Consider the following 22,989-nt stretch of genomic DNA (forward strand, 5'->3'; position numbering starts at 1 on the left):
GAATCGTTCAGCTAGCTGGCCCGGGCCGACACGCCTGCCAGGCTCCGGGCCTCGTCGAAGATCCGTTCAACGTTCGGGATCACCGCCTGCTCCAGCGGTTCGGAGTACGGGATCGGCACGTCGGGTACGGCGACGCGCCGGACCGGAGCGGTGAGCCGGTCGAACGCGCCGGCCTGGATCCGGAAGGTGAGCTCGCCGGTCGTGCCGAAGCTCTGGTAGTCCTCGTCTACCACCAGGACGCGGCCGGTCTTGCGGGCCGAGGCGACGATCGTGTCGGTGTCGAGGGGCACCAGGGTGCGGACGTCGACGACCTCGGCCGAGATGTCGTACTCGGCCAGGTGCGCGGCCGCGCGGACGCTACGTCGGACCGTCGCCGCCGTGGCGACGATGGTGACGTCGCTGCCTTCGCGGCGCACTGCGGCCAGGCCGAACGGGATGGAGTACGGGTCTTCCGGTACGTCTTCGTCTTCGCCCTCGAACGGGACGCCGGGCTGGCCGGTCAGCAGCCGGTGACCGAAGATGATGACCGGGTTGGGGTCGGCCAGCGCCGTCGTGGTGAGCCCCTTGGCGTCGTACGCGGTCGACGGCACGACCACCTTGACGCCGGGGGCGTGTGCGAAGAGCCCGTAGCGCATCTGCGAGAGTTGGGCACCGCCGCCGTAGCCGCCGCCGACGGCGACCACAATGGTCACCGGCATCCGGACCTGGCCGCCGGACAGGTAGTTGACGGTGGCTATGTGGTCGTAGATCTGGTCGAAGCCGGTGCCGAGGAAGTCACCGGAGATCAGCGCGACCACCGGGCGCAGGCCGGTTGTTGCCGCACCGGCTGCGAGACCGAGGACGTTCTGCCCGCCGGCCGGGGCGTCGATCACCCGGCCCCGGCCGTACTTCTCCTGCAGCCCGCCGGTGAAGCCGAAGCGCGCGCCCCAGTGGCTGACGTCGTCGCCCAGGACGAACACCTCCGGGTTGTTGGCCATCTCCTGGTCGAGGGCTTCGGAGACGGCGGGCGCGATCCCCCTCAGCGTTCTCACGCGAACACCCCCTGGAGCGCCTCGGCCGGATTGGGCAGGGGACTCTTCTCGGCGACTTTGACCGCTTGGATGGCCTCCTCGGCGGCCATCCGGCGTACCGCCGTCCGGGTCTCGTCGCCGGCCCAGCCGAGCTGCTCCAGCCGGCGGCCGAGGCGGGGGATCGGATCGAGCCGCTCCCAGGTCTCCTCCTCCTGGCGGCTGCGGTAGCCACCGGGGTCGCCCTCGAAGTGCCCCCGGTAGCGGTAGCAGACCGCCTCGACCACGGTGGGGCCGTACCCGTCGCGGGCGCGGCCGATGGCGCTCTCGGTCGCCTCGTACACGTCGATGACGTCCATGCCGTCGACCAGGTACGCCGGGATGTTGTGGCTCTGGGCGCGCTGGTAGTGCTGGTTCACCGCCTGCGTGCCCCACTTCGGCACCGAACCGGCGTACAGGTTGTCCTCGATCACGACGACGAGTGGCAGTTGCCAGAGGGACGCCGTGTTGAGGGCCTCGGCGAACGCGCCGTGGTTGGCGGCGCCCTCGCCGGTGAACATGACCACCACGTTCCGCTCACCCCGGTACTGGAAGCCGAACGCGGCCCCGGTCGCCTGTGCGAAGGAGGTGCCGACGACCCCGCTGGTGAGGAAGCGCCGGTTCCGGTCGAACAGGTGCAGTTCACCGCCCTTGCCCCGGGACAGCCCGGTGACCTTGCCGAAGATCTCGGCGGCCAGGCGCGTGGGGTCGACGCCCTTGGCGAGCGCGTGGTGATGCGCGCGGTGCGTGCTGACCACCACGTCGGCTTCGCGGAGCGGTGTGCACGCCCCGACGGCGACCGCCTCCTGGCCGACCGCGAGGTGGATCAGCCCGCGGATCGGCCCGGCAGCGATGTTGAAGTCGGGCGTCTTGCCGGCCCAGTACCGGTCGCGGATCGCCTCCTCGAACACCCGGATCAGGCACATCGTCCGGTACATCTCCAGCAGCGAGCCCTGCTCGAGTCCGGCCTCCGCGATACGGACCGCCAGGTCCTCGGCGCTCGGCTCCGGTCGCCACACCATCCCCCGCGGCTACCCGGCGCACCGACCCCGAAACAAGATCCCGCTGTCGGTGGAGCGGGGCCTGTTCGCGCAGGCCCCGCTCCAGTGTTGACGGTTCAGTGCGTGAACGCCTGGAACTCCGCGATCCGTACCTGCTGCGCGAACTGGCTGCCGGTCGTGCAGTCGGTGGTGGTCGCCGGGTCGGCGTCCTGCTCACCGGCGTAGTCCGGCCCGCCGGTGCACTGGCTGGCCAGCATCTGGATGCGCAGGTGGGTGGCCCGGACCGGCTTGAACTCGAACGTCCGCAGGTTGAGCTGCGGCGCGGTCGGGCGGAACTTGCCACCGGGGAACGCGTCCGGCCGGCTGACGTACACCTGCTTGTACGCGGCGTCCTGGGCGCAGTCGGCGTGGGTCGCGTCGCAGGCGAGCACCGCGAACGACCGCAGCGCGCTGAACCGGTTCTGCGGACCGGCGTCGGCGTCGCCGGTGATCGCCGGCCGGAGCAGGGCGCTCACGTTCACCTGGCTCACCACCTCGGGCTTGTCCCCGGCGAGGTCGACCGTGACCCGCTTGCCGGCGACACCGTCCAGCGAGGCCCAGTTGGTGCCCTCGGTGTCGTCGGCGATCTTGTCGAGGTTGATCCCGTCGCCGGTGACCGTCGCGCCGGACGCGGTCGACGCGAGGTTGCGCCGCAGATGCGGACGCAGGGCCTTGGCCTTGCCGGCCTGGAACTCGTCGCTGAACCTGGTGCTGCCGAATCCCGCGCCGGTCACGGTGAAGGTGAACGGCGTACCCGGCACGATCTGGAAGGTGTCCGGGAGCGGCGTGGCGGGGTCGGTGTCGGCGACCGGTACGGCCCGGGCCTCGTAGTCGCCGACGTACAGCCGGACCGCGGCGTCCTTCCCGTCACCGGCCGGCCGCAGCGTCACGGTCGCGTTGTCGGCGTACGGGGAGGCGAAGCTCGGCGTCGGGTCGGTGTCGTTCGGGCCGGCGGCGGCGTCCCGGCCCAGCCCGGCGACGGCGAACGCGTTCCAGATCAGGTCCTGGTTCGCGCCACCGAAGCGTGCGACGTCGGCGGCGAGCATGTTGTCGCGCATGTCGACCATGCTCACCTGGCTGCTGGCCTGCAGCAGGAACGAGTCGAACATGAGCTGGATCCAGCGCCGGTTGCCCGGGCACGCCTCGACCGGCGTCTTGCCCGCCGCGCAGCTCTGCTGGACCTTCGGGTCGCCGGCGCCGTACCGCTTCACGAACGCCCCGCGGACCAGCAGGTTCGCCTTGACCCAGATCTCGCCGTCCGCGTGCACCTGCGGACCGACCAGGTCGTACCCCACGTCGGAGAAGTTCAGCGCGCTCCTGCTGCCGTCGTAGTTGCGGATCCCGGTCGCGTTGTTGCCGGTGACGTAGGCGCCGGTGACGAACGGCGAGTTCCCCGGGGCGCGCAGGTTGTTCTCGAACAGTTGCTCGGCGGCGACCAGGTCGCTCCAGGCCTCACCCATCGCTCCACCCTGGAAGGAGCCGATGCCGCTGTCCGGGCCGGCGATCATCCGGTTGGTGATCGCGTGGGTGTACTCGTGCCCGATCACGGTCATGTCGTAGTCGCCGTCGACGCACGGTGGGTACGCCCCGCCGGCCTGCGGCTGCCACAGGTACATGTTGGTGGTCGGCGGCTGGCCGTCCCGCGGGGTGCCCTGGTTGGCGTTGTTGCGGGCACCGGTCAGCGCACCGGACTGCGCCCGGCCCTGCTCGGCGTCGCCGCCCTTGCCGTACGGCGAGAGGTTGACCGCCTGCAGGTTCCAGGCTTCCTCGGTGAAGCCCAGGTGGTACGCGAAGTCGTGCATCTGGTTGTGCATCGCGAACAGGTTGCTCACGGCGGCGTCGGCGTCGTTGCGCTGGGCGGAGGTGAAGACGGCCGGGTCGCACTTGGCCTGGTGCCACTGGTCGGTGAACGGGTAGGTGTAGTTGCGGTCCGGGCTGGGGGTCGCAGGGAACTCCGCAGCGGCGGTGGTCCAGCGCACGTTGTTGTTCGCGGCGTTGCCCAGCGAGGTGAACGTCGGCTGGCCGGTGGCGAGGTCGACGTCCCAGGCCTGGCCGCTCACCGGGTCGTGGACCGTACGCACGCAGCCCGGCTGCGGGTTGAGGCACCAGTGGACCCGGGGGTCGGTGCCCGGTGCGATGCTGCTCGGCGGGGTGGCCGGGAACACCGCCCACTCCGGGTTGTCCGAGTCGTGGTCCACCAGATCGTCGCGTACCAGGATCTCCCCGGTACGCGCGTCCACATAGGTCGTGTACGCGGTCGGTTCGTCGGTCTCCTTCGAGATCAAGGTGACCGAGTACGCGGCCCGCGGGCCGTCCGTCGGGGTGGGCACCGCGACCTCGTAGATGTCGGACGTGCTGACCTGGCTCGCCGTCAACCCGGCGTCGCGCAGCGCCGCGTCGGTGGCCTGCGCGGGCGTTAGGGTGGCGGGCTGGGGTGCGCCGGTGTCCCGCGACAGCGACGAGCTGACCCGGATCACCGTGCCGTCCTTGACGAGCACGCTGACGAGGCCGTCGTGGCCGGCCGGCAGGTCGCCGAAGCGCTGGCGCAGCGTCACCACCGAGGCGGCGCCGATCGGGCGTACGAGGAGGGTCTGCATCCGGGCAACCGACGCCTGGTCGACGCCGAACAGTTCCTGGTTTGTGGTGAGGTACTGCCGGGCGGCGGCTTCCGGGTCGGCGGGCAGGCCGGTCGCCAGGGCCTTGGCGGCTGCCGGGGTGTTGGCCGGGCCGAGCGCCTCGGGGGTGCCCAGCACGTTCCAGCGCACCGTGCCAAGCTGGTCGGCCAGCGCGCGCTGCCGCGCGCTCGGCGCCGCGGCGCCCTTCCGGTTGTCCTTGTTGCGTGGGCCGTGGCCCTCGCCCAGCAGGTCGGACATGTGCTCGTGGGCCGGAGCGCGGGCGGGGTCGGCGTGGGCGGGGGTGACGGCGGCCAGACTGCCGGCCACCGTGACGGCGGCCAGCAGGTACGCCGGCCGCCACCTCCGATTGGCTCTCGTGGTCCATTCAGGTCTGCGCACGGGTTACCTCTTCGGTCCGGGGTCGTGAAGGGGGTTGAACCATTGAGGTAAACCCGCATGGCCTATTCCGGTCATTACGGCGACGAGAACCAGGGGTATCGACGAGGGTGAGCACCGGCGCGGGGAGGGGTTGTTGTGGCGGCGCTGATGCGCTAGTGGCCCGTTTTGATCAACTAGCTGTACGTTCACCGGAACGTCGTCGCCGCGTACGGCCGGGGGAGAGAGGACTGCCGGTGAGCGACCTGGACCGCAACAAGGACGTGCTTCGCCGCTTCTACGAGGAGTTCTGGACAAAGGGCAACGTGGACGTCATCGACGAGCTGATCGCCGATGACTACGTGGACCACCAGCCCCTCCCGGACCTCCCGGCGGGCAAGGCGGGCTTCGCCGAGCTGATCCGGGTGTGGAAGACGGGCTTCCCGGACGGCGGCGAGACCTGCGACGACCTGATCGCCGAGGGCGACAAGGTGGTCGGCCTGTTCACCTTCCGTGGCACCCACACCGGGGAGTTCATGGGCATCGCCCCGACCGGCCGCACGGTCACGATGACCGGCATCGACGTGGTGCGCATCCGCGACGGCAAGATCGTCGAGTTCTGGTACGCCGAGCAGCTGCACGACCTGCTGCGCCAGTTGGACGCGCTGCCCGAATCCGTCGCGGCGTCGGCTGCGCGGGGGGAGCAGAGCGCCTGACGAACCGTCAGGCGCTGCGCTGTGCGACGACGCGATGCGCGGTGACCAGCATGAGGGCTATCACCAGGCCAGCCGTGCCCGCGACGCCGGCCGCGCTCGTTGCGTACGCGGCGAACAACCGGCGCGTGCTGAGCTGCTCCGGCGGAATCATCACCACCTGATCGGTCAGCTTGAGGCCGACCGCGGCCACCGCCAGCAGTGCGACCCCGACGACCATCAACGTGGACACCGCGACCAGGTGCGCATCCCGGGTCTGCACGAGGGAGTCCGGCGCGGCTGTCAGCACCAGCAGGATGCCTGCGAACGCCGCCCACCCCCCGACGACCAGCAGCGCCGCCACAGCGTCGCTTGCGCGGTGCCACCCCGCGGACAGGGTGGCGACCGCGGTGAGCGCGGCATAGCCGGCTCCGAGCAGGCCGCCCAGTCCCCGCAGCCGTGGTGGGAGCACCAGGATGAGGCCGGCGGCGACGGACGCGGCGACCGTGGCGTGCCCGCTCGGCAGGGTGTTGCCGTACCCGGCGAGTGCCCCGTCCGCGCCGAAGTCGGGTCGGCCGGTGCCGTACTTGAACAGCTGTGTGGTGATGTTGGCTCCGGCGATGAGCAGGACCGCGACCAGCGCCAACGTGACCCGGCGACGGATCAGGGCGATGAAGCCGATGACGCCGGTGGCAGCCGCCAGGGACAGCACCGAGATCACATTGAGCACCGTGTCGACCAGCTTGCTGATATGGCGGCGGCCGATGACGTCGCCGGTCAGCGCGATCGTGTCGAGGAGCTGACCGTGCTGGGTATGGACGAAGAATCGCCAGACCGCGCCGAACGCCGCGATCTGGCCGACCAGCAGCAGACCGAGCCACAACGCCAGGTACGCGTTCCTGCGATTCATTGACAAACCGTATCCGGCGAGGCGGTGGCCAAGTTCGATGACGCGACGACCAACCAGCTATTTCGGCCGGCAGGGGTACGGGCGGCGCGAACCGATCATCCGCAACGAGCGCGAGTACCTCGTTCAGTGGTGTTTACGAGTCATCCGAGGCTGAGCGGCAGACGCTAGGTCGCGGAGGTCGTCGACTCGGCCAATAAAAAGAGCCAGTCGTATGTATACCAATTTGGCGAACTCATCGTTATCTCCCCTGCTAAGCCAATGTAGTCAGGGAGAACGATGGACACGGATAGTCAGAAGGTGGTCCTGGTCGGCCAGGGTTACGTCGGCCTGCCGCTCGCGATGGCCGCCGTCGAAGCCGGGTACGACGTGGTCGGGATCGACCTGGACGCCACCCGCGTGAAGAAGCTGAACGCGGGTGACTCGTTCGTGGAGGACATCTCGAGCGAGCGTCTCGCCGCGGCGCTCGAGACCGGGCGTTACCGCGCCAGCTGGGACTACGCCGCCGCCGCGGGCTTCGACGTATGCGTGATCACCGTGCCGACGCCGCTGCGCGAGGGCATTCCGGACCTGAGCTTCATCGAGGAATCCGGCCGGGCCATCGCCGAGCACGTGCGCGCCGGCTGCACGGTGATCCTGGAATCCACCACCTACCCTGGCACGACCGACGAACTGCTGCGGCCGATCATCGAAGAGCGCACCGGCCTGCGGGCTCCCGAGGACTTCTACCTCGGGTACTCGCCGGAGCGTATCGACCCTGGTAACCCGACCTGGCGGCTGGAGAACACCCCCAAGGTCGTGTCCGGCCTGGACAAGGCCTCGCTGGAGCGCGTTCAGGCCTTCTACGGCAGGCTGGTTGAACGGACCGTGCCGGTGGCGAACACGCGTACCGCGGAATTGACCAAGCTGTTGGAGAACACGTTCCGGCACGTCAACATCGCCCTGGTCAACGAGTTGGCGATCTTCGCGGGTCAGTTGGGCGTGGACGTGTGGGAGGCGATCGACGCCGCCGCATCCAAGCCGTTCGGATTCATGCCGTTCCGGCCGGGCCCGGGCGTGGGCGGACACTGCCTGCCGATCGACCCGTCGTACCTGTCATGGCAGGTCAAGCGCACTCTCGGGCACAACTTCCGGTTCATCGAGCTGGCCAACGACGTCAACGACCGGATGCCCGAGCACGTCGTGCAGCGCCTGATCGCCGGCCTCAACACCCGGCGCAAGCCGGTCAACGGCAGCCGGATGCTGCTGCTCGGCCTGGCGTACAAGAAGAACGTCGGTGACTGCCGCGAGTCGCCGGCCATCCATGTGGCCGAGGCGCTGCGCAAGCTCGGCGCGGACGTGCGCGCCGTCGAGCCCTACGCCGAGGCCACGCACCTGCCGGCGGGCGTGACGGTGGTCGACCTGACCGCCGAGGAGGTGGCCGCGGCGGACGCCGTGATGGTCCTCACCGACCACGACGTCTTCGACTTCGAGATGGTCGGGGCGTCCGGCACGTACGTGTTCGACGCGCGTAACCGGTGCAGCGGAGCCAACGTCGAGCGGCTCTGAACCGTCGGGGTGAGGTCGGCTGGATACGCGATGTATCCAGCCGACCCCGTCGGTGGGTCTCCCACCAGAGAAACAGGAGAAACGCTCGTTACCGACGGTTCGGCAACGAGCGTTTCCCATTTTGGTGCGTGGCACCGAGCATGCCGTGGCCCTGGCAGAGACGACAAGGCCACGGCGACCGGCTGTGCTGCCATTGATCAGCGTAAGAGCTGTCCCTGGGGGTCAGCTCTTACCGAACAGGCAGATGCTCATGCCGTAGGTCAGTTCCCGCTGCAAAGTCTTGTATACGGCGAGGGGCAGTGCCAGACGGGCGACGCGTGCGATTTTCGTCGGAGGCTCGGCGAAGACCAGCGACTCATCGATGGTGAGGCCGGCGTCGCGGAAGATCGAGCGCCAGCCGTGAATCGAGTAGATCCGTTCGTCCGTGATGCCGACGTAGCGGGTGTATCGCGACGGCACAACGACCATCACGTTTCGGGACACCCGCGCCTGTTCGCGCAGGAGCTGTACGGTGACGTCCCGGTCGAAGTGCTCCATCAGACCGAGGCTGAACACGAGGTCGAACTTTCCGGTCCATTCCTCGGGAAGTTGGGTGGCGTCGGCGAGCGTGGCCTCGAACCCGCTGCCGAGTGCTTGCGCCGTCTCGGCGGCGAGGTCGACGATTCTCTGGTCGTTGTCGACGGCCGTTACCTCGTACCCCCAAGCGCTCAGTACGGCCGCGTGCAGGCCCGCTCCGCAGCCGAGTTCGAGGATCCGCGCACCCGGCTGGTAGCGGGCGTGGATGCGGTCGAGGACGGGGCCGAGGTACTGCCAGGCGTCGTAGGCGGCGGCGATCCGTTCATTCGCCGCCTCAAGATTGTTAACAATGTACGAATGCCACCGGTCAGTCATATCGGAACAATACCTCTAAATCTAGCTAAGAACGTTGATTGGCAAGCGATGACATGCGGGGCGAGGCCGGCTGGATATGGGATGTATTGCTAGCCTCGCCCCGCCCCTACCTTTTTGCCGGATCAGCTACTTCGGATGCCGTTGACAATGGTGGCCGAGGCTACCGTGATCGCGCGGCGTCGGCGTTGGGCAGCAGTGGCGCCGTCTTGTTGACGAATCACCGTGCGCCCTGCGGAGTGAAGTGGACGCCGTCGTAGCGCAGCACAAGCCCGTCGACGACCATGGGACAGGTGCCGTTCGGGCAGATGTACTGCCGTGCGCCCAGCAGGTGCATGCCCCGAGTCTCGCCCGCGACCTGCTGGTAGATGGTGTTGGCGGCGTCGCCGGTCGGGGTGGATGCCGGGAGGGGCTTGCAGTTTTTCGTGGCCTTCTGGGTTTCCAGGCAGGCTTGGGCGCTGAGGGACACGGGCAGGACGCCGGGCGTCACCAGCGCAGCGCCCGAGGCGGTCACCTGCTCGGCGAAGTGGCGCAACGAGCCATGAACTCCAGCAGTCCACTCTGGGGTCAACGGCTCCACCAGCTTCGAGTCGGTCCCGGCATAGTGCAGGGTCTCGAAGTTGGACAAGGCGAACACCATCGTCGGGTGGTAGGTGTCCAGCAGGGTGCGTAGCCGCTCGTCGGCGGTCTTGGCGCACTCGACCTGGTAGGGCGCCGGTGGGTTGGGTGCCTTCAGCGTGTACGGCAGACCGCTGATGCCGCAGCCCTGTTTCGCGGCGAGCACGTAGCCCCAGCCACGTTGACGCGCCAGGTCGACGAAGCCCGGATCGAGGGCCATAGCGGTGGAGTCACCGACGACGGTGATCACGGGTCGTCCCTGCGGCGCCGTCACCCGCCAACACATCAGCACGCCGTTGCCGCACGGCGCCCCGTTCATCGCGATCAGTTGCTGCTTCTGCAGACCGATAGCCCAGTTGGTGCTCACGACCACCGACGCGGCCACGCAGCCGAGGACGACCGGCACGGTGACCGCGAGTCGCAACGGCGTACTGACCGCAAATCGTGGCCGTCCCTGCCGGACCGGCAGCTCGACCAGGTAGTACGACACGGTCGCCAGCGCCAGGATCAGAACCCCCGTTACCTTGGCGCCGAGGTTCGCGACCTCCGGCAGGAACATGATGACCGGCCAGTGCCACAGGTACAGCCCGTAGGAGATCTTGCCGACCCAACGGGCCGGCGTGATCGACAGCAGGCGGGCCAGCGGCGACGCCGGTGCGAGTTCCACCGCCCCGATCAGGACCGCCATCACCACGGCGATGGTAGTCGCGCCGCCATGGTAGTAGAAACCGACGGTGTCGCTGGTGACGAAGAGCAGTACGGCCGTCGCCGCCGCGGCGAGCGGTCCGAGCACGTACGCTGCGGCTGATCGACCCCCGCGTCTCGCCGCTGCCCGCACTGGCCGCTATCCGGCGTACCGCCAGCGCCATCAGTGCACCGATCAGGAGTTGCTGGGCGCGGGCATCAGTACCTGCGTACGCGCGGGTCGGGCTCGCCGCGAATAGAGCACGATCATGGTGATCGCTGACGCGGCTGCGCCGAGGGCGAACACCGCCGGCAGACACCTGCGACGCCAGCGCAGGAGCACCAGCACCAGCAGCGGCCACACGATGTAGAACTGCTCCTCGATCGCCAATGACCAGGCATGGCGCAGTGGGGACTGCGAGGCGAACTGGGCGAAGTACGACTGATCCGACGCGATCATGTGCCAGTTGGCGTAGTAGAAGATCGTGGCGAGTAGATCGCCACGGCGCTGCTGCCAGTCGCTCAATGGTGCCCAGACCCGCACGGCAATGGCCACCGCCACCATCAGCAGCAGCGCGGGCATGAGCCGCCGGACTCGGCGCGCCCAGAACGTTGCCAGGTTGATGTGTCCGGTTCGCGCGTGCTCGTCGAGCAGGAGGCCGGTGATCAGGTACCCCGACAGTACGAAGAACAGGTCGACGCCGAGGAAACCGCCCGGCAGCAGCCCGTCACGCAGGTGGTAGATGATGACGGCGCCGACGGCGACGGCACGTAGACCATCGAGAGCGGGCCGGTATCCGGAAAGCTTCGCGTGCTGCACCGGGATACGTTAAATGTTCCTAATGTCCATATCGGCGCACCACGCGGTCGGCTACTCGACATGTTGTTGGTCGCCAACTCGGTGGCCTGGCCATTGCGGTCATCTGCGCCAGCGACCGCTGAGCGTGCTGGCCGGCGCACGCTGCGGCGCTGGCCAGCACGCCGGGTGACGGCCGACCAATGGCCGCCGTCGCGTCGGGACGTCAGGCGCTGGTAGCCCGGGCGAGGTCGGACTCGTAACCCGGCAACCCGCGGAACCACTCGACCGTCCGCTCCAGCCCGTACTCCAGCGGCTCAGCCTTGATCTGTGGGAACAGGGTGCGCAGCCGCTCGTTGGCGGCCTGCGAATCGCGTACGTCGCCGGAGCGGGCCGCGACGTGCTCGACCTCCAGCGGCCTGCCCAGCAGGGCCGACAGCCGGTCGATCAGCTCCAGCAGCGACGTCCGGGTGCCGAACGCGAGGTTGACCGGGGCGTCCGAACGGACCCGGCCGATCACCGCGTCGGCGAGTACCCGGGCCACCGTTCCGACGTAGGTGAAGTCCCGGGTCTGCCGGCCGTCGCCGTGTACCTGCAGCGGCTCGCCCCGCAGCGCCGCGTCGACGAACGCCGGGACGACCGCGGCGTACGCGTGCCCGGCGGCCTGCAACGGCCCGTAGACGTTGAAGAACCGCAGGGCCAGCGTCGGCAGCGAGAACGCGGAGGCGTAGGCGAGCGCGTACCCCTCCGTGATGAGCTTGGTGGCCGCGTACGGGCTCAACGGCCGGGTGGCGAGGTCTTCGTGCTTAGGCAGCTCCGCGACCGACCCATACACCGACGAGGACGAGGCGACCACCGCGTAGGCACCCACCTGCCGGCAGGCCTCCAGTACGTACAGCGTCCCAGTCGCATTGGCCTCGTGGCTGGCTACCGGGTCGGCGATCGATCGGGGTACGGACGGGCGGGCGGCCAGATGGACGACCGCGTCGGCGCCGGCGACCACCTCACTCAGCAGTGGACGGTCCAGAATGCTGCCCTCGACCAGCTCGACCGGTACGCCGGCGAGATTGTCGGAGCTGCCGGTGCTCAGGTTGTCGAGCGCGACGACTCGGCTGACCTCCGGTCGGGCGACCAGTTCGCGGCACAGGTTCGCGCCGATGAATCCGGCGCCACCGGTCACGACGACCTTCATGTATGCAGATCCTCTCATTATCGGGTCGGGGCGGTCGGGGAGCTGTTCCACCAGCCCCGCTCGTGCGCGATCCCGGTGTACAACCTGTTGATGTCGGAGACCAGGCGTTGCGCGGCGAATCGGTCGGTCACCACGTCCCGTGCCTGCGCACCCATCGCCAGCCGCAGGTCGTCGTCGTTCAGCAGTCGAACCACGTGTGCGGCCAGTTCCCTCGCGTCACAGGCCGCGAGCAGGCCGGTCTCGCCGTCGACCACCACCTCGGCGACGCTGCCGACGTTGGTGGCGACGGCGGGTATTCCCGCCAGTCCTGACTCGATCAACGACACCGGCATCCCCTCGTTGTCCGAGGTCAGGAGTGTAATGTCTGCCGCGGCGTACACCGTCTCCACATCGCCGCGCCAGCCGAGCACCCGGACGGCGCCGTCCAGGTCGGCGGTCGCCTCGACCAGGTCGTCGAGCAGGTCGCCGTTTCCGCAAACGACGAACGTGGCTTGCGGGATGCTGGCTCGCACCGCTCGTACGACCTCGACGAACCGATCGGGCCTTTTGATGCCGGTTATTCGGCCGACATAGGCGATCACCGGTCCGTGGTCGGGCAGGCCCAGCAGCGCGCGTGCCTCTTCGTTCGAGGGCGCGGGGGGCAGGACGGTGCCGGGCGGGACGACCTCGTACTGGTCGGCCCGGCCGATGCCGGCGGCGATCAGGTCGTCGCGCACCTGGGAGCCGACGGCGACGAGGCGGTCGGTCCGCCGGGCGAGGGTGCGCTCGGTACCGACGACGAGCCTGGTCACCGCGGGGGAGAAGTAGCCGTGCAACAGGTGTCCGTGGAAGGTGTGCACCCGGGCCGGGACCCGGGCCAGCGAGGCTGCGACCCGCCCGAGGGCCCCTGCCTTGGCGGTGTGGGTGTGCACGATGTGCGGCCGGAACCGGCGCATCTCCGCGACGAGGTAGGCGAGTGCGCGGACGTCGTCGCCCGGACGGACCGACCTTCCCAGGCCGGGTACGCGGTGCACGGGCACGTCCGAGGCGCGCAGCCCCAGGTAGTCGGCCTCGCCAAGGCCGACCTCACCTGTGTACAGTCGCTGCTCGAACCGATCCGGATCAAGCCCACGCATGAGGGCGGTCACCTGCAGTGCGGGGCCGCCGACGTTCATCCGTGCGATAACCCGCATTACCCGAACGCGATGTCCTGCGTTGTGCCCCTCGGCGTCGTGGCTCCGCCACTCGTGCTGCATAACGCGAGACAATACAGCTTGAATAGGTACTATCCTCGCATGTCGTCCATTTCGCCTGATTCGTCGGCGTCCCGTGGGTCCGCCGGGTCTACCTCGCCCGCGGCGCCGATCTGCCTTCTCATCGGCCAACTCGGTCTGGGCGGCACCGAGCGGCAGGTGGTCCTGCTCGCGGACGGCCTGCGCCAGCGCGGTATCGATACGGAAGTGCTCGTCATGTTCGACGGCGGCGAGCGCGAAGCGGATCTCCGCGCCGCCGCCGTTCCCGTCGTCCACCTGGGATTCCGGCGTCGCCCGCTCACCCTCGGCATGCTGTGGGCCAACGTCCGCGGGTTCGGGCGGCTGGTGCGCCACCTGTGGCGGCGACGACCGGCAGTGCTGCACGCCTTCCTGTTCCACAGCTACATCATCGCCGCGCCGGCCGCGCGGCTGGCGCGGGTACCGGTCCTCGTCGCCGGCCGGCGCAGCCTCGGCGACTTCAAGGGGGGGCGTCGCTGGGTCCTGGCGCTCGAACGGGCCGCGACCTCGGTGACAGATCTGTTGATCGCGAACGCCGAGGCGGTGGCCGAGGATGCCCGCCGCGAGGAGGGCGTACCCCCCGAGAAGGTCATGGTCATCTACAACGCGCTACCCGACGGCGCGTTCGAGATCGGCCCGCCGACGGGGGAGAAGAGCCCCTCGGTGGTGCTCTGTGTGGCCAACCTCAAGCACTACAAGGGACACCGCTTCCTCATCGAGGCGGCCGCCATGGTGCGCGAACGCGGCCACGAGGTCACCCTCGTACTCGTCGGGGACGGTCCCGAACGCTCAGCGCTCCAGGCCCTGGCCGACGAGCGGGGGGTCGACGCCCGGTTGCTCGGCGCCCGGACCGATGTGGACCGCCTGCTGGCAGAGGCCGACCTCTTCGTCCTGCCGTCGCTGACCGAAGGACTGTCCAACGCCGTCATGGAGGCGATGGCGGCGGGACGCCCGGTCGTGGCCACCGATGTGGGCGGCACTGGTGAGCTGCTACGCGACCGGGGAATCCTGGTGCCGCCCGGCGACGCCGCCGCGCTCGCCGACGGACTGGAGCGGCTGCTGACCGACCCCGTGCACGCCGCCCGGCTGGCCGCCGCCGCCCAGGACTGGATCCGGGAGAACGCGGCACTGAATACCATGATCGACCGGCATGTCGCCGTGTACGCCGAACTTTGGGAGCGCAAATGTGCGGCATAGCAGGGAGCGTCTCGACCGGATTCGTCGACTCGGAACTGGTCCGCCGGATGTGCGACACGATCGTGCACCGTGGGCCGGACGGGGCCGGGTACCACGATGACGAGCACGCCGCGCTGGGCATGCGCCGGCTGGCGATCATCGACGTCGCCGGGGGCCAGCAGCCGGTGTACAACGAGGACCGCACGGTCGCCGTGGTCTTCAACGGCGAGCTGTACAACTTCGGCGAGCTGCAGGCCCACCTGCGGGCGAGAGGCCACCACCTGGCCGGCACCGGTGACAGCGAGTGCCTCGCCCACCTGTACGAGGAGTACGGCGATGAGCTCGTCCACCACCTGCGTGGCATGTTCGCCTTCGCGATCTGGGACCGCCCGCGCGGCCGGCTGCTGCTGGCCCGCGACCGGCTGGGCAAGAAGCCCCTGTACTGGCGCGCGGACGGCGGCTCGCTGTCGTTCGCCTCAGAGCTGAAGTCGCTCGTACAGGACCCGTCGATGTCGCGCGAGCTCGACCTGGTCGCGCTGCACCACTACCTGACCTACCAGTACGTGCCCGCACCGTGGTCCATCTACCAGGGCGTGCAGAAGCTCCCGCCGGGACACCTGCTGGTCTGGCAGAACGGGGTGGCCGACGTCCGGCCGTACTGGCGGGCCGACTTCACCCCGCGCGCTGTGGGCAGCGAGGAGGAGCTGGTCGAGGAGCTGCGTGCGCTGCTGCTCGACGCCACCAAGGTCCGGATGGTGAGCGAACGGCCCCTGGGCGCGTTCCTGTCCGGGGGCATCGACTCCTCGGCGATCGTCGCGGCCATGGCTATGCAGAGCACCGAGCGGGTGAAGACGTTCAGCATCGGCTTCGAGGACAGCCGCTTCGACGAGCGCGAGTACGCGCGGATGGTGGCCCGTCACTACAACACGGACCACCACGAGCTGGTGGTCACGCCGTCGGCCGCGGACCTGCTGCCGACGCTCGCCTGGCACTTCGACGAGCCGTTCGCCGACTCGTCGGCGATCCCCAGCTTCTACGTGGCGCAGATGAGCCGCGAGCACGTCACGGTGGTGCTCACCGGGGACGGCGGCGACGAGGGCTTCGGCGGGTACCGGCGGTACGCGTTCATGGCGACTGCTGGCCGGGTGCCCGTACCCGCGTTCGCCCGCCGGACGCTGGAGCGGCTGGGAGCCGGGCTGGCCGCCCGCAGTCGGGCGCGCTCCCCGCTGGAGCGCGTCGGCCGCGGCCTGAACCTGCTCGGCCAGCCGGCGCACCGCCGCTACGCACGGCTCATGTCGTACTTCACGCCGGAGCAGAAGCACGCGCTCTACACCGACGCGCTGCGGTCGCAGCTCGCCGGTATCGACAGCTACCAACTTCTCGACGACGCGTTCGCCGCCTCGCACGCGGACTCGACCGTCGGCAGGGTCATCGACGTCGACGTCAACACGTACCTTCCGGGCGACCTGATGGTGAAGGCCGACATCAGCACGATGGCGAACTCGCTGGAGGCCCGCTCACCGCTGCTCGACCACAAGGTCATCGAGTGGGCGGCCGGGCTGCCGACCAACCTGAAGGTACGCGGCAGCGAGACGAAGTACCTGCTCAAGCGGGCGGTGGCGGACTGGCTGCCGCCGGGTCTGCTCAACCGGCCGAAGATGGGCTTCGGGGTGCCGCTGGCCAGCTGGCTGCGGACCGAGCTGCGCGACCTGTCCCGGGACGTGCTCACGGACGCGACCGCCCGCGGCCGTGGCCTGTTCCGGCCCGAGTCGGTGGCCGCCCTGCTCGACCAGCACGACGCCGGCATCGACCACTCCACCCGGATCTGGGCGCTGATGCAGTTCGAGCTGTGGCACCGGATGTACGTGGACGGAACGCCGCCGACTTCGCGGCCGACGGCCGTCCCGGTCACCACCGCGTGAGCGCGGAATCCGGCGTGGCCGCGCCGGCGGGCCGCCCACTTCGAATCGTGCTCGCGGTCGGCACCCTGCACGTCGGGGGCACCGAGACCCAGCTGGTGAAGCTCGCGATCGGGCTGCGCGAGCGCGGCCATGACGTGCACGTGCTCGCGCTGTCGGACGGCGGCCCGCTCGAAGAGCCGCTGCGCGCCGCCGGCGTGCAGGTACGGGTGTTCGACTACGGCGGCCTGCCGCTGCGCGGCCGACCGGACCGGGCCCAGCTGCGGATGCTGGCCCGGGCGCTGCGCACGCTGCTCGCCGTCCGGCGTCACCTGCGGGCTCTGCGTCCTGACGTGTGTCACGCCTTCCTGTTCGGCTGCTACAGCCTCGTGTTGCCGCTGGCCTGGTCGGCGGGGGTGCCGGTACGCGTGAGCGGCCGCCGCGGCGAGACCCCGCCCGCCGCCGGGCTGCGGGACCGGCTGTTCCACGAGCTGGGGCGGCGGTCATCGGCGTTGATGCTCTGCAATTCGCGCGAGGGCGCGGACGAGGCGGTCCGGCGCGACGGGTACCGGCCCGAGCAGGTGCAGGTCATCCCCAACGGGGTCGACCTGCCCGACGAGCAGGCGGACGTGACGGCGCAGCCGGCTCGCGGTGTCATGGTCGCGAACCTGATCGCGTACAAGGGCCACGACGACCTGCTGGCCGCGCTGGCGATGTTGCCCACGCCACCACGGATCTGCCTGATCGGTGAGGGCCCCGAGCGGGCGCGCCTCACCGAGCTGATCCGCTCCCGTGGCCTCGACGACGTCGTCGAGCTGGCCGGCGCGCGCGCCCGGGCGAGCCGGTTGCTGCCGCGGTACCAGTTCGCGGTGCTCGCCTCGCACTACGAGGGGCTGCCGAACGCGGTCCTGGAGGCGATGGCGGCCGGCCTGCCGGTGGTCGCCACCGCCGTGGGCGGCGTACCGGAGCTGCTCACCGACGATGAGACCGGGCTGCTCGTCCCGCCTCACTCGCCGGCCGAGCTGGCCGCCGCGATCGCCCGGGTCGCCGGCGACCCGCAGTTGCGGGGGCGACTCGGGGCGGCCGCGCGCAAGGCCGCTGCCACCTACAGCGTGCCGGTGTGCGTCGAGCGGCACGACCGGCTGTACCGGGATCTGCTCGGGTGATCGGGCGCGGGCGCCAGATCGTCGCGACGGTCGTGACGCAACTGGCGACGGTGGTGCTCGGCGCGGTCACCGGGATGGTGATCGCCCGGGCGCTGCACGCGGAGGGCCGCGGCGCGTTCTCGGTCGTGGTGACGATCGCGACGGCCGCGCTCTCGCTGGGCCACCTCTCCGTGGAGCAGTCGCACACCGCGCTGTGGCGGCGGGCGCGGACGTCCATCCCCGCCAACAGCGTGCTGCTCGGACCCGCCGCCGGCTCGCTCGCCGCCGTTGGCGCCCTCGTCGTCGTGCTCGCGCTCGGCCCCCGGGCGGTGCCGCTGCCCGGCTACGCGCTGCTGTTGGTGGCGCTGCTCGCGGTGCCCTTCGGGATGACCGTGCTGTACCTGAACAACGTGCTGGTGCTGCAGGGCCGGGTCGGTGTCGTCAACCGTGCCGCACTGTTGAGCGCCGTCGTGCAGTGTGGCACGCTGCTCACGTTCGGGCTCGCCGGAAGGCTTTCGGTGGCCGTGGTCGTCTGGATCTGGGCGATCTCCACGGTGCTCCCGTTGGCCGTGGTCATACCGGCGCTGCGGCCTCGGCTGCGCGACGCGGACCGGGCCGTCGCTCGCCGGGCGCTGACGTACGGGCTGCGCCACCACCTTGCGTTCTCGGCGCTGCACCTGCTGCTGCGGATCGACGTGCTATTGCTCAACGGCCTGTCGTCGCCGGCGGCGGTCGGGCTCTACACGGTCGCGGTCACCATCGGGGAACTGGCCTGGATCGTCACCAACGCCACAGCGCAGGTGGCCGTCTCCCAGCAGGCCAACGCCGAGCTCACCGACTCTGCGGCCGTCACGATCGCCGCCACCCGGCTGTCGACGATCCTGTCCGCCGTCACGGTCCTCGGGATGTGCGCCGCCGGCCCCGTGGTCATCCCCCTGATGTACGGGTCGGGTTTCCGGGACAGCGTACCGGCCCTGCTCGCGCTCGCCCCCGGCATCTTCACCTTCGGTGCCACCCGGGCGGTCGGCGCGCATTTGATACGACTCGACCGCCCGATGATCATCTCGGGGATCACGCTCGCCGCCATGGCCGGAAACGTCGCGCTGTGCCTGCTACTCATCCCGCGGTGGGGGCTGGTCGGGTGTGCGTTGGCGTCCAGCGCCGGGTACGCCGTTCTCGGCGGTGCGCAGGTGGCGTGGTTCCTGCGCGCGACCCGGACGCCAGCGCGCGCACTTGTTCCGGGCCGCGCCGAACTGGACGCCCTACGCCGGGCGTATCGGGCCCGCCGTATACGTGCGGCCTCCGACCCAACAGGTGAACCGGAAGCCGGCGGCCCGCGCGCCTAGCGGCGGAGTTCCAGTACTCCCGCCTGGATGTCAGCCTCGATGCCGAGCCTGTCGTTGCTTTCTGAGGGTTCTGATGGTCCGCTCACTGGCCCGGGTACTTTGGCCCGATCGACGCATCATTGTTCCTAGCGCCACCCAGAAGGGTGCGGTAACGATCAGGTTTGACAGGACGTTGCCGAACAGCAGCCCAACGGCGTAGGTGACGACCGCCGCGCCGAGGACGGCGTACTCGTAGTCCCGCAGCCCGCGCAGCCCGCGCCAGAGCAGGTACGCGAACAGGAGAAGTGCGGGGAGGCCGGCTTCGGCGGCAAGTCGCAGGAAGTCGTTGTGGGTGTTGATCACGATTTGTTGCGGGGAGTGCAAGCCGGCGTAGGGGGCGAACATCCCGTACCCGATCCCCCGCAGGGGGTGCTCCAGCGTCACCTGCAGGGCGAACCACGCGGCGTCCGCGCGCACTCCGTTGTTGTAGGTGAGCTCATTCGCGCTGCGCCCGCCGAGGCCGAGCTGCAGCCATGCCAGGCCGCCGCTCGCCAGCAGGGCGAGCCCCGCGAGCCCGGCGACCGCCGCGACCAGCACCGGCCACCGGGTGCGTCGCAGGTGGACGACGACCAGGACGAGCAATCCGGCGACGACCGCGACCATTGCGCCACGGGAGCGGGTGGCGACAAGCGCGGCCAGGCTGGGCAGCGCCGCCAGCAGCCAGAGCAGCCGGCGGCTGGCCCAGGCGAGGCCGATGGCCGTCACTGCCGGCACTGCCAGCGCGGCGCCGAGGTAGTTCGGATTCAGGGTCTCGGTCACGAGGCGGCCGTCGACGTACTCTCCGCGAACCAGCGCGTACACCCCCTCGACCGCGCCGGCGACCGCCACAAGTTGCGCGAGACGGTGAGGTGAGGGCGGCGCGGCGAGTGCCGCGCCGAGGAGGATCAGACCTTCCAGTACGCCGATCAGGTCCGATGTGGGGTATGCGCCCGCATTCAGGCGGACGGCCGGAAACAACAGACTCAGACCCAGTACCGCCGTGAGCAGAGCGATGACGACATGATCGCCCCGCAGCCGTACCGTTCCCGCGCATACGTGTGCGAGTATGCCCAGCAAAAGTGCAGCTAGCACGCCTCCTAGCCCGGGCAGTGCGGCTTCCGGGAACACGTGGACGAGGAGGACGACCGGGATGATCGGCGCCAGAGACATGGCCGTGAGGCCTGGGCGGGCGAGCACCAGCAACGGTGCGACGACGACAAATCCGACAGCCGTGAACAGACCGTGCTGGAACAGCAGGTACGCAAGTAGCAGAACGGCCAGGGCCGCGACGGCCGGAAGAACAGCCCGACGAGGCCCGTCGATGAGATCGGCTGGCCGGTAGTCCTGTTTCGATAGGTCTGTTTGGCTAGGAACGGCCACTCGTTGTCTCTTTCCTCGTTGACACCACGACGCAACAGTGTCGGTGCTTGCCTTTTTACATCGATACGCCGAAATTGTGCTTCGCGACAGGCTACGGGCAGGTGCCCGGTTCCCGTTCGCACGCGTGCCGCGCGTCGGCAAAGGATCATTACATTGAACGTTTCAAGGAGACCTGTATGCACGGCGGCACAACGCTGGTAACCGGCGGCGCCGGCTTCATAGGTTCGCACCTGGTCGATGCGCTCCTGGCCCGTGGCGAGTCCGTGATCGTACTCGACGACCTGTCCACGGGGAGGTTGTCGAATCTCGACAACGCTGCTGCGAACCCGCGCCTGCGGTTCGTACGCGGATCAGTGCTCGACGAATCGCTGGTTGACCGAGTGGTTCGGGACAGTGACACGGTGGTGCACCTCGCCGCCGCGGTCGGTGTGAAGCTGGTGGTCGAACAGCCGCTCAAGTCGCTCCAGACGAACATCCGGGGCGCGGAGAACATCATCGAGGCCGCCCACCGGCACGGGTCGAAGATCTTGGTCACGAGCACCTCGGAAATCTACGGAAAGAACGCCAGCGGCCCGCTGCGGGAGGACGCTGACCGGATCCTCGGCAGCCCGGGCGTCATGCGCTGGGCCTACAGCACGGCGAAGGTCGTGGACGAGATCTTGGCCAACGCGTACCACCGCGAGCAGGGGCTGCGGTCGATCGTCGTGCGGCTGTTCAACACGGTCGGTCCGCGCCAGAGTCCGTCCTACGGAATGGTCATCCCGCGGCTGGTGCACCAGGCGTTGGCGGGCGAACCGCTGACCGTCTACGGCGACGGCCAGCAGACCCGTTGCTTCGCGCACGTCGCCGACGTCGTGTCCGCCCTCGTGGCGCTGCTGGATGAGCCGGCCGCCATCGGCGAGACGTTCAACATCGGTAACAGCGGTGAGATCAGCATCCTCGAGCTGGCCAAGCGGGTTCTCGAGCTCGCGGGTAGCGACTCCGGCATCGCGCTCATGCCGTTCGAAGAGGTGTACGGAACCGGGTTCGAGGACATGAACCGCCGGGTTCCCGACACCGGCAAGCTGCGCGCGCTTACCGGATGGGAGCCACGACGCGGACTCGACGAGACCCTCCGCGACATCATCGCCGAGGTCAGGGGCGCATCCGGAGGTGCGTCGAACGGTACCAAAGCGCAGGCCCACTCGTGATGACGACCGCCATGATCTGGCCGATCCTCGTCGCGGGACCGGCCGCGATGGGGCTCGCCGGCGGATTGACCGAGCCGCTGCGTCGACTCGCGCTGCGGCTCAACCTCACCGACCGCCCGGCCGCGCACAAGGCGCACGCTCGGCCCACTCCCTACCTGGGTGGCGCGGCTGTCGCGGCGGGGACACTGGTACCGGCTCTCTTCTTCGCGCCGACCTGGGCGTTGCGCCCGATGGTGCTCCTGCTGGGCGGGCTGGCTGTCGCGGTGATCGGCCTCCTGGACGACGCCAGGTCGCTGCGTCCCGGGCCACGGCTCGCGGCGGAGATGACGGTCGCGGCGGCGCTCGTCGGATGCGGGATCCGGATCCCGGTCTCCGGCAACCCGTGGGTCGACGCCGTCCTCACCGCGGTCTGGGTGGTCGTCCTGACCAACTCGTTCAACCTGCTGGACAACATGGACGGCGCCGCCGCATCCATCGCCGTGGCGACGGCCGGCATGCTCGCGGCGCTCGCCCTCTCGACGGGGCAGCCCGGAGTGGCGATCCTGCTGATCTGCCTCGCCGCAGCGGCCGCCGGGTTTCTGTGCCACAACTGGCCGCCGGCGCGCATCTTCATGGGTGACACCGGCTCGTTGTTCATCGGCTTCCTGATTTCCGGCTCGGCGGCGGCGGCGATCGGTGCGGGCGGCGGTGCCGAGGGGCACCCGCTCCGTGCGCTCACCGCGCTCGTGCTGGTCACGTTCATCGCGACGGTGGACACCAGCCTCGTGCTGATCTCGCGGCGCCGTGCCGGGCGCAGCTGGCTCGCCGGTGGCACCGACCACGTCACGCACCGGCTACGCCTGCTCGGTCTGACCCGTTCCCAGGTGCCGTGGATGTTGATGGCCATGGCGACGCTGACCGGTGCGCTCGGCGTACTCGTCGCCGGGGGTGTGCTCCTTGCGCCGGCCGTCCTCGCCGGCGTCGTTGCTGTGGGGGTGACTGCGGTCTGGCTGCTGCTACGGGTACCCGTGTATCCCGCCACGGTGACCGAAAAGCCGGCGGACAGCCCCGGTGTCCGGGTGGACGAAACAATTGGTTCCGTGTTCACTCAGGCAATGCCTCTCGTTGGTGGTCAGTTGGTTATCGACAGGGCCGCGAGTGAAAGGAGCGCCGCGCTGTGACGACTCTTTACCGCGGCTCGTCTTC

18 protein-coding genes are annotated in these 22,989 nt (G+C 69.6%); 8 read left to right on the forward strand and 10 right to left on the reverse strand.

Annotated features, from left to right (window positions below; all coding sequences use genetic code 11):
• Nucleotides 1–11: 11 nt before the first annotated feature.
• The 3 genes from HC028_RS23780 to HC028_RS23790 all read right to left on the reverse strand — a co-directional run bounded on the left by HC028_RS23780 (nt 12) and on the right by HC028_RS23790 (nt 5,100).
• Nucleotides 12–1,031 (reverse strand): alpha-ketoacid dehydrogenase subunit beta, encoded by a 1,020-nt coding sequence (locus tag HC028_RS23780; RefSeq protein ID WP_168079627.1) that lies wholly within the window; start codon nt 1,029–1,031, stop codon nt 12–14.
• Complete coding sequence (locus tag HC028_RS23785) at nt 1,028–2,068, reverse strand: thiamine pyrophosphate-dependent dehydrogenase E1 component subunit alpha (protein ID WP_168079628.1); 1,041 nt, start codon at nt 2,066–2,068, stop codon at nt 1,028–1,030. The genes HC028_RS23780 and HC028_RS23785 overlap by 4 nt, the downstream gene beginning before the upstream one ends.
• Nucleotides 2,069–2,163: 95 nt before the next feature.
• Nucleotides 2,164–5,100 carry a M36 family metallopeptidase gene (locus HC028_RS23790; protein WP_168079629.1) on the reverse strand — a complete coding sequence of 979 codons (2,937 nt, stop codon included), beginning with the start codon at nt 5,098–5,100 and terminating at the stop codon, nt 2,164–2,166.
• A 233-nt stretch (nt 5,101–5,333) separates the two neighbouring features.
• On the opposite strand from HC028_RS23790, the gene HC028_RS23795 reads away from it, so the two are divergent.
• Nucleotides 5,334–5,792 carry an ester cyclase gene (locus HC028_RS23795; protein ID WP_168079630.1) on the forward strand — a complete coding sequence of 153 codons (459 nt, stop codon included), beginning with the start codon at nt 5,334–5,336 and terminating at the stop codon, nt 5,790–5,792.
• A 7-nt stretch (nt 5,793–5,799) separates the two neighbouring features.
• Here the strand turns inward: HC028_RS23795 and HC028_RS23800 are convergent, their stop codons facing one another.
• Nucleotides 5,800–6,678 (reverse strand): phosphatase PAP2 family protein, encoded by an 879-nt coding sequence (locus tag HC028_RS23800; RefSeq protein WP_168079631.1) that lies wholly within the window; start codon nt 6,676–6,678, stop codon nt 5,800–5,802.
• 276 nt (nt 6,679–6,954) lie between these two features.
• On the opposite strand from HC028_RS23800, the gene HC028_RS23805 reads away from it, so the two are divergent.
• Nucleotides 6,955–8,223, forward strand: coding sequence for a nucleotide sugar dehydrogenase (locus tag HC028_RS23805; RefSeq protein WP_168079632.1), 1,269 nt, complete (start codon nt 6,955–6,957; stop codon nt 8,221–8,223).
• A gap of 222 nt (nt 8,224–8,445) precedes the next feature.
• Here the strand turns inward: HC028_RS23805 and HC028_RS23810 are convergent, their stop codons facing one another.
• The 5 genes from HC028_RS23810 to HC028_RS23830 all read right to left on the reverse strand — a co-directional run bounded on the left by HC028_RS23810 (nt 8,446) and on the right by HC028_RS23830 (nt 13,573).
• Complete coding sequence (locus HC028_RS23810) at nt 8,446–9,114, reverse strand: class I SAM-dependent methyltransferase (RefSeq protein ID WP_168079633.1); 669 nt, start codon at nt 9,112–9,114, stop codon at nt 8,446–8,448.
• 217 nt (nt 9,115–9,331) lie between these two features.
• Nucleotides 9,332–10,522, reverse strand: coding sequence for an acyltransferase family protein (locus HC028_RS28585; protein ID WP_168079634.1), 1,191 nt, complete (start codon nt 10,520–10,522; stop codon nt 9,332–9,334).
• A gap of 87 nt (nt 10,523–10,609) precedes the next feature.
• Nucleotides 10,610–11,233 (reverse strand): acyltransferase family protein, encoded by a 624-nt coding sequence (locus HC028_RS23820; protein ID WP_168079635.1) that lies wholly within the window; start codon nt 11,231–11,233, stop codon nt 10,610–10,612.
• 202 nt (nt 11,234–11,435) lie between these two features.
• The gene (locus tag HC028_RS23825; protein ID WP_168079636.1) at nt 11,436–12,401 is read right to left on the reverse strand and encodes an NAD-dependent epimerase/dehydratase family protein; all 966 of its coding nucleotides are present in this window, start codon (nt 12,399–12,401) and stop codon (nt 11,436–11,438) included.
• Between the two features lie 17 nt (nt 12,402–12,418).
• Nucleotides 12,419–13,573 carry a glycosyltransferase gene (locus tag HC028_RS23830; RefSeq protein WP_203981482.1) on the reverse strand — a complete coding sequence of 385 codons (1,155 nt, stop codon included), beginning with the start codon at nt 13,571–13,573 and terminating at the stop codon, nt 12,419–12,421.
• A gap of 102 nt (nt 13,574–13,675) precedes the next feature.
• On the opposite strand from HC028_RS23830, the gene HC028_RS23835 reads away from it, so the two are divergent.
• From HC028_RS23835 to HC028_RS28590, 4 genes are read left to right on the forward strand one after another with little or no spacing between them, the layout of a single operon-like run.
• Nucleotides 13,676–14,848 carry a glycosyltransferase gene (locus HC028_RS23835; protein ID WP_168079638.1) on the forward strand — a complete coding sequence of 391 codons (1,173 nt, stop codon included), beginning with the start codon at nt 13,676–13,678 and terminating at the stop codon, nt 14,846–14,848.
• Nucleotides 14,836–16,749 carry an asparagine synthase (glutamine-hydrolyzing) gene (gene asnB / locus HC028_RS23840; RefSeq protein WP_168079639.1) on the forward strand — a complete coding sequence of 638 codons (1,914 nt, stop codon included), beginning with the start codon at nt 14,836–14,838 and terminating at the stop codon, nt 16,747–16,749. Before HC028_RS23835 ends, asnB begins: the two co-directional genes overlap by 13 nt.
• Nucleotides 16,746–17,891, forward strand: a complete 1,146-nt coding sequence (locus HC028_RS23845; RefSeq protein WP_168079640.1) for a glycosyltransferase — start codon at nt 16,746–16,748, stop codon at nt 17,889–17,891. Before asnB ends, HC028_RS23845 begins: the two co-directional genes overlap by 4 nt.
• Entirely contained in the window at nt 17,888–19,216 is a 1,329-nt protein-coding gene (locus HC028_RS28590) for a lipopolysaccharide biosynthesis protein (protein WP_168079641.1), read from the forward strand. Before HC028_RS23845 ends, HC028_RS28590 begins: the two co-directional genes overlap by 4 nt.
• A gap of 30 nt (nt 19,217–19,246) precedes the next feature.
• Here HC028_RS28590 and HC028_RS28255 read toward each other — a convergent pair whose 3' ends face one another.
• Nucleotides 19,247–20,614, reverse strand: a complete 1,368-nt coding sequence (locus HC028_RS28255) for an O-antigen ligase family protein (protein WP_168079642.1) — start codon at nt 20,612–20,614, stop codon at nt 19,247–19,249.
• Between the two features lie 176 nt (nt 20,615–20,790).
• Between HC028_RS28255 and HC028_RS23860 the strand changes: the two genes are divergently transcribed.
• Both HC028_RS23860 and HC028_RS23865 read left to right on the forward strand, forming a co-directional pair.
• Nucleotides 20,791–21,804, forward strand: coding sequence for an NAD-dependent epimerase/dehydratase family protein (locus HC028_RS23860; RefSeq protein ID WP_168079643.1), 1,014 nt, complete (start codon nt 20,791–20,793; stop codon nt 21,802–21,804).
• Between the two features lie 11 nt (nt 21,805–21,815).
• A complete protein-coding gene (locus HC028_RS23865; RefSeq protein WP_168079644.1) occupies nt 21,816–22,964 on the forward strand; it encodes a glycosyltransferase family 4 protein in 1,149 nt (382 codons plus the stop codon).
• Nucleotides 22,965–22,989: the final 25 nt, after the last annotated feature.

Source organism: Planosporangium flavigriseum (genome assembly GCF_011947225.1).
Lineage (GTDB): Bacteria > Actinomycetota > Actinomycetes > Mycobacteriales > Micromonosporaceae > Planosporangium > Planosporangium flavigriseum.